Here is a 7,082-nt window from a genome sequence, read left to right as displayed (position 1 = left end):
TAAACAGAAAGATCAACTGGTAGTAATCCGTACTGAACATATTATACATTATTTTCAGTATAGTTGAGCTTATTATTGACTAGAGTCATGCTCTCTCGGTCTTGTTCGGCCAGCTCCTGGATGGCCTGTTGGTACACCTGGGCAGGTGTGGATCCCTGGTTGACTTGCTTCAGCCAGCGTTGGGCCTCATTGCCCTGGTGGAGCAGAGTTTGCAAGGGAGCTAGAAAACAGCCTAAGCCCTGAGGTTGGCCAATGCGCCAAGCTTCGGTCAGCAGCTCTTCGATCCACTCTTGGGCCGCCCGTTCCCGGCCTGTCCGCCAATCGACCAAATGAGATTGCAGCGATTCTCGGGCAGCAGCCTGCTCGTTGGCCTCGCAAAGGCTCTCCAGCTCTGTCGGGGTAAAGGGCCCCCGCAAGGGATCCAGCGCTTCCGGCTGGGCCAGCAACTGCCAGAGACGGGCTTCCACCAAGGCGGTAATGGCCAGAACCATCACCGGATCCCCCACCAGATCGCAAATGCGCAGCTCCACCCGGTTGAGATGGTAGGGCCGCTCCGGGCCGTTGGGTCGCACCGAGGCCCACAGGTGGCGCACATTCTGCATGGTGCCCAAGGCTAGCTGCTCCTGGATCCAGGCAATGTAGTGGGCGTGATCCCGGAAGAAGGGCACCTGAGCCGGCGTTTTGGGGAACACCTGCCAACGGCTGGAGTGGGATCCCGTCACCCGTCCGTCCAGAAAAGGAGAGGAAGCGCTCAGAGCTAGGTAGAGAGATGCTTCCGCTCGCAGCAGGCGACAGGCCCGGAAGATGGCCTCGGTACCTGGCAGGCCAACATTGATGTGAATGCTAGCAGTTACCACCCGCGTGCCATAGGTGCGCTCGATGTAGTCGTGGTAGGGGTTGCCGGGATCCGACCGCTCGAAGTGGTCGCTGCCGCCCAAAGCTAGCGTGCTCCCTGGCAGAAGGGTGTAAGGGCCAAGACGGCGCAAAAATTGCCGCAACTGTAGGCGAGGCCGCAACAAGGCACAGAGCAGGTCTTCGTAGCGGCGAAGGGGAGGGGTGATATACTCCACGTTGCGCCGATCCGGCTCCCGCACAAACCCTGGCAAAGCCTGGCAAATGCGATCCGACAAGCCCACCACTTCCCCGGCGGCGGTGCCGGTGTACATTTCCACCTCAAAGCCCTTGGTCAACAGCACAGGCCAGCCTCCAGCCGCAGCCTCACCAGTCTAACCTTTCCTTTCTCCCCTCATTGTCCTAGGTTTTGGCAGGGAATTGGCCGGTGGTGGGGAAGTTTCTCGACCTGTTCTAGAGCCGTTTTATAATATTTACACTCTCACTCTTAGAGGGTGTCAATTGAACCAAGCGGTATCTCAAAAGTCCTAGACTTTGGCAAGGAATCCACAGGGCCTTAGGGTGGAGATCAAAAAGGAACTACGACCTCTGGCAGGTGAACCTTGCCGATGATTACCAAGATGATTACCAAGAAGAAATCGAAGTGACATCTCCGTCTTTAAAGATTCAGCGATGAGCTTTCCTCTCAGTCATCTGTTGCAGCGAGGTCGGCAGCATCTTGCCCCTTTTTTAGGGCAAATCTTGTTGCCCAGCTTGGCCTTGACGGTGCTGCAGATCTTCATGATCCCGTTCTGGAGTGAGGAGAGCGACTATGCTTCTGCCTTCACAGCCCTGAGTCAGCGGGATAGCTATTGGTATCTCAGCATTGTGCGGCGGGGGTACCAGTTTGTGGGTTTCGACAAGATTGCCTATGAGCAGAGCAACGTAGCTTTTTTCCCCGGCTATCCCCTGGCAGTGGCCGCAATCAGTCACCTTGTGGGAGTTGACCCTGAACTGGGGCTCTACCTCACCGCCCAGCTCTTTTGCTGGCTGATGTGGGTTTACCTTTTCCTGCTTTACCGCAGGTGGCAAATTCCCCCCCTCTGGCAAATTTTGGCCAGTTTGCTCATCTTCTTTTATCCCACCAGCTTTTACCTGGTCGTGGGCTACAGCGAATCTTTGTTTATGGCCAGCCTACTGGGTTTTCTCTACTGGTCAATTCACGGGGGCCGTCCCCTGCTGATGCTCCTGGCTGGGATCCACGGCTTGGTGATGAGTGCTACTCGGATTGTCGGCTTGCCGGTGGCGCTGCTCCCTTTTTTGAATCTCCTGAAAGCGGGGGAGAGAACCCAAGCCCGCCGTTGGTTTTGGACGAGTATGGCAGCGAGCTTGGCTCTGTTGGGTGGCCTGGGCTTTTTTCTCTACTGTCAGCTCCGCTTCGGACGCTGGGATCTCTACCTGGAAATGCAGCGTTACTTTACCGGCGTGAAAGCCAATTATCAAGCTATTTTCCAAGCTCGCACATATGTCCTTTCCGCCGAACGCTGGCAAAGCTTACTCTCTCTTTCTGCACCGATGAAAGACCCTGGGCTGTGGGCTGACGCTCTTAGCCAACTGTTTGTGTCTGCCACCCTGGGATCCCTGCTTGTTACAGGTTTAATGGATGCGGCAGGAGTTATGGCAGGTAGAAGCCAGTGTTGGCGGGAGCGGCTGGGATTTCATCTGGCTGCTTGGGCCATGTTTTACATTGCCCTGACGGGTACGAGCCCCTTGGGCCAGCGAAGCATGAGCCGCTATTGCCTGCCGGTTCACATCCTGCAGGTGCTGGCGTTGGTGCATTGGGCCAAACACACCGATTTCAGCTTCATCCCCCAAAGGGTGCTTGGCTATCTTGGCACTATCCTGAAGCTGGGCTACGGGCTTCTAGCTTTGATCTTCCTCGCCCTCAACCAAATCCTCACCTGGCGCTACGTCCACCATCTCTGGGTGGCTTGACTCCGCTTTCCTGAAGATAGGATGTGAGGGATCCCAACTTCTCACCGGCTGAGAGCTGTGGCCTTCTCTTCTCCCCGCAAGTCTCCCCGTCAAAAATCAGCCTCGCGTGTCGCTCAGACCCTTGAGCCCACCAAAATTTACCCCTGCCCGTGCTGCCACCAAGGTCAGTTACGCCTGATCACCCTAACCGAAGCCTTTGGGTGTAGCCGTTGCCAGCATATTTTTGCCATTACCCCCGACCGCCTGTACATCGAGCAACTGGCCGTTTCTTATCCCTATCGCAAAATGTGGTTCTGGAACGGCTACCAATGGGTGTTGCGGCGGGAAAACACCCTACAGGGATCCGCGCTCTTGGGCCTCACCCTCAGCTTGGGCATTGTCTTGGCGGTTGGGTTCATCGGCGCAGTGCTCTTCCCAAACCAAACCCAGTTGCTCAGTTGGTTCATGATTCTCGGCTTGTTGCTAACGCTGCTGATGGTAACGGCGATCCTGCTGCTGCGGCGGCCCTGAGGTGAGTGAGATTTTCTCCAGCGACTGGTCTCCAGAATTGGCAGCCCCAGCACTTGTGGATCCAACCATTTCTTGTTAGCAGTGGTCTGGAGAACGCAGCGGGTCTGTCTCTAATGGGCTAGGCGGGAGAAGTTCAAGTGACAGATTTCGGTTCAGACTTTGACTTAGGTACCACTCTGCGACAGGTACGCCGCTTACTACCGCAGATGCAGCGGTTGAGCAGCCAAACCAAGCGCCAGGCCCTGCTGGCTCTCTCGCGGTGTTTGTTGGAGCGCTCCGATCTGCTCCTGGAAGCCAATACCCTCGACCTGGAAAGTTGCCGCGAGCAAACCGTACCGGAGTGGATCCTCAACGGCCTGAAGCTCACCCCCGAGCGTCTACAGCGATCCGCCCAGTTGCTGACTCTCCTGGCCCAGCAGCCGGATCCCATTGGCAAGCTGGAGAAAGGGCACCGCCAGGAGAATGGCCTGTTTATTGGCCGCTACCGCGTCCCGTTGGGGTTGATTGCTCTGGTCTACGAAATCTACCCCGAGTTTGCCTTAAATGGCATTGGCATGTGCCTAAAAACAGGAAATGGCGTGATTTTGGCCAGCAGCGGTCCCATCCAGAAAACTCACCAGGCTATGGTCAACCTGTTGGCAGAGACGGCTTATGAGCACGGGATCCCGGAAGGGGCCATTCAAACCTTGCCCGCCCAAGACCGAACCGCAGATCCCCAAGCAGATTCCCCACTGTTGCCGTTGCTACAGCAAACCCGCTACCTCGACCTGGTGATTCCCTGCGGTCGCCCCGGCTGGGTGGAGTTCCTGTTGCAGGCCAGCAAAGTGCCGACTCTGGCCACCCATTTGGGCTACGGCCACATCTATCTGGATCGCACTGCCCCTTGGCCCTTGGTCAAATCGGCTTTGTTGGATCCCCTCGCCCAGTATGGCTCAGAAGGGATCCCCATCTATCAGCCTCTCACCCTCTGGCTGCTGATCCACACCGATTGGGCCACCAACCATCTGACCGCCTTGATTGAGGACTTGCTGGGTCACGGGATTGCTGTACAGGCAGCCGCCCCCATTCTGGAACAGTTCCCGCAGCTCCAGCCGCTTGGGCAAGGCTTTGACTCGACAGAACGGCCTCATCTGCGCCTGCAGCCCATTGCCGACCTGACGGAGGCGATCGCCTGGATTAACAAAAATGGTTGCCGTCAATCGGAGACGATCCTCACCGATAGCCAATCGGCGGCCCAGCGCTTTCTCCAGGAAGTAGATGCCGCCCTGATCCACATCAACACTTCCCCCCTCTCGGCAGGCCGGGGAGCTGGGATCCCCACGTTGGGAGCGTTTCGCGACCTGTCTTTGGGCATTTCTACCCAGCGGCTGCACGTGCGCGGGCCCATCGACGTGGAAGCCCTGACAACGGTGAAGGTGGTGGCTCAGGGCGATCTGTAGAGCCGGGCAGCAACCCAACTGATGCGCCAAGGTTGGCCGGTCTGCCCAAGATCCAAGAGCTGGGATGAGGCTGGAGAATGAGAATGTAGATCGCCATCAGCTCAACATCCAACTGAGCCCAAAGGGAGGACTTTTTTGGGGATCGACCTTCGCAGTTACGTGTTTTTGGATCGGCTGCAACCCCAGTATGCTGCTTATCTGGGCACAGTAGCCTACGGCTTTTTGCCCCTGCCTGGGGACACTTCTTTGTGGGTCGAGATTTCCCCCGGCATCGAGATCAACCGCGTTATGGATATTGCCCTGAAGGCCACCTCGGTGAGGCCGGGGCTGCAGGTGGTGGAACGCCTCTACGGCCTTCTGGAAGTACACTCCAGCAACCAAGGGGATACCCGCACCGCCGGACGGGCGATTCTGGCTGCCTTGGGGGTGAGTGAACAGGAGCGCCTCAAGCCCCGCATCATCTCCAGCCAGATCATCCGCAACATCGATCCCCACCAAACCCAGTTGATTAACCGTTCCCGCCGTGGCCAAATGCTCCTGGCTGGCCAAACCCTCTATATCCTGGAGGTGCAACCGGCAGGCTATGCCCCCCTGGCTGCCAACGAGGCAGAAAAATCTGCCCAGATCAACATCCTAGAAGTGATGCCTTTCGGTAGCTTTGGCCGCGTGTACTTGGGAGGGGAAGAGCGAGATATTCTGGCCGCCTGCCGCGCTGCCGAAGCCGTTTTGGCGGGGGTTTCCGGTCGGGAGCCCCTCTTGTTGCCTGAGGAGGTGTAGCCAATGGCAGACTCCGATCCCAAGCCAAGATCGCCCCTGTCGCAACGCCGGGATCCCTCTTCAGCAGAGCAGGTGAGGCTGTTGACGGAGCTGGCCGCTCCCTACCGCAGCTTGCGGCGCTTCATCTACTTGGCGGTGGGGTTCTCGGCTACCATCGGGGCGTTTGTGTTTTTCTTTCGAGCCCTGGCGGGACGGGACTTGAACACCACCTTGCCCAGCTTGGCCTTACAGTTGGGGATCCTGGCCGGCGCCATCGGCCTAAACAGGCTGGAAAACCGCTCTCACCAGAAGGTGATCAGACAGGTCAAACAACGCTTGGGCATGCAGCAAGACTCCCAGGAGCCCCAACGGTCGGCGGACAGTTAGCCCGCCCATTCCCCGCAGCCCCTTTCTCAATCCAGATCAAAGTCATCATCATCCGCGTCAGCACTGCGCAGATAGCGGCGCTGAGTTTGGCGAGCGGGATCCCCTTGTGACCACTTTTGGACAATTTGGACACCCAGAAAGGTCAGAAAGGCCCCCAAAGCCACAAACGTGAGAAGTGGGATCGCCAGGATCACCACTGCGCCCAGGACATAGATAGCCACCTTGGGCAGAGACGGATCCACCCCCCAGCGGCGGCTGCGCACCCAATCGGTGAGCTGCTGATCCCAGCGGCGTAGGCGAGGGACGTTTTCCTCGAAGATCTCCAGCAAAATTGGCCCCAGACGACGCAGATTGCCCTGAGTTTGCCTTCGCCAATCTTGCACCGAGCGCCCCATGTTCGGGATCCCTTGTCCTGTCATCTTCAGGCCGATCCTAGCCCAACCCTAGCAACCTTCCCATCAGCTCAGAGGACGACCCCACCGGATGTAAATTTGTTTGAACATTTGGATCGGAGATTTTGGAGGCTTCCCAGGACTACTGTACACTGAGGGCACTTGCGCAGCGATGCTGCTGCCCTGCGGATTCGGTAAACCTCTTTTTAACGTTTCAACCTGCTCGACTGGAGAACGCTAATGGCTCACTCGGTCAAGATCTACGACACCTGCATCGGCTGCACTCAGTGTGTGCGGGCTTGTCCCACCGACGTGTTGGAGATGGTGCCCTGGAAGGGGAACAACAAGGCTGGCATGATCGCTGCCGCTCCCCGCACCGAAGACTGCGTTGGCTGCAAACGCTGTGAAACCGCTTGTCCCACCGATTTTCTGAGCATCCGAGTCTACCTTGGCCCCGAAACCACCCGCAGCATGGGCTTAGCCTACTGATGGGGGCACCTGGCCGCAACCCCACTCTCAACTGCCCACAGAGCACAAGTATTCCAGAGTACCAGAAAAGCAGTTTACTTCCCAACCCAGTTCCAGCCTTTCCCTCTTCCGGGGAGAGGCTGTGGCGTATGGCAGGTCTTAAGCTGTTTGGTAAACTACCCGACACCCGCGCTATGCGCAGGGTGCGAGCTTTATCCCAATCCCTAGCGGCCCCAGAGGACAGCTAAGTTTCGGAATTTCAGGCGAGTTTACAGTCGCCCCAAGGAGAGAGATTACTTGAGCA

Annotated in this window: 8 protein-coding genes; 6 read left to right on the top strand and 2 right to left on the bottom strand. The window is 57.5% G+C overall.

The window, feature by feature from the left end; genetic code table 11:
* Positions 1-41: 41 nt before the first annotated feature.
* Positions 42-1,196, bottom strand: a complete 1,155-nt coding sequence (gene gshA / locus ACVWXZ_RS14035; protein WP_414374961.1) for a glutamate--cysteine ligase — start codon at positions 1,194-1,196, stop codon at positions 42-44.
* Between the two features lie 328 nt (positions 1,197-1,524).
* Here gshA and ACVWXZ_RS14030 point away from each other — a divergent pair, with 328 nt between their 5' ends.
* The 5 genes from ACVWXZ_RS14030 (at position 1,525) to ACVWXZ_RS14010 (ending at position 5,918) form a co-directional block, all read left to right on the top strand.
* Positions 1,525-2,826, top strand: a complete 1,302-nt coding sequence (locus tag ACVWXZ_RS14030) for a hypothetical protein (RefSeq protein WP_414350140.1) — start codon at positions 1,525-1,527, stop codon at positions 2,824-2,826.
* 57 nt (positions 2,827-2,883) lie between these two features.
* Complete coding sequence (locus tag ACVWXZ_RS14025) at positions 2,884-3,336, top strand: hypothetical protein (protein ID WP_414374957.1); 453 nt, start codon at positions 2,884-2,886, stop codon at positions 3,334-3,336.
* 137 nt (positions 3,337-3,473) lie between these two features.
* A complete protein-coding gene (locus ACVWXZ_RS14020) occupies positions 3,474-4,775 on the top strand; it encodes a gamma-glutamyl phosphate reductase (RefSeq protein ID WP_457402948.1) in 1,302 nt (433 codons plus the stop codon).
* A gap of 135 nt (positions 4,776-4,910) precedes the next feature.
* Positions 4,911-5,552, top strand: a complete 642-nt coding sequence (locus ACVWXZ_RS14015) for a hypothetical protein (protein WP_011432202.1) — start codon at positions 4,911-4,913, stop codon at positions 5,550-5,552.
* A gap of 3 nt (positions 5,553-5,555) precedes the next feature.
* The gene (locus ACVWXZ_RS14010; protein WP_011432201.1) at positions 5,556-5,918 is read left to right on the top strand and encodes a DUF3493 domain-containing protein; all 363 of its coding nucleotides are present in this window, start codon (positions 5,556-5,558) and stop codon (positions 5,916-5,918) included.
* A gap of 26 nt (positions 5,919-5,944) precedes the next feature.
* Here the strand turns inward: ACVWXZ_RS14010 and ACVWXZ_RS14005 are convergent, their stop codons facing one another.
* Entirely contained in the window at positions 5,945-6,337 is a 393-nt protein-coding gene (locus ACVWXZ_RS14005; protein WP_414407368.1) for a hypothetical protein, read from the bottom strand.
* Positions 6,338-6,550: 213 nt separating this feature from the next.
* Between ACVWXZ_RS14005 and psaC the strand changes: the two genes are divergently transcribed.
* Entirely contained in the window at positions 6,551-6,799 is a 249-nt protein-coding gene (gene psaC, locus ACVWXZ_RS14000; RefSeq protein WP_011432199.1) for a photosystem I iron-sulfur center protein PsaC, read from the top strand.
* Positions 6,800-7,082: the final 283 nt, after the last annotated feature.

The organism is Thermostichus sp. MS-CIW-38 (assembly GCF_054058415.1).
The sequence above is the reverse complement of the archived record's forward strand: the minus strand, read 5'-3'. Positions and strand labels throughout refer to the sequence as shown.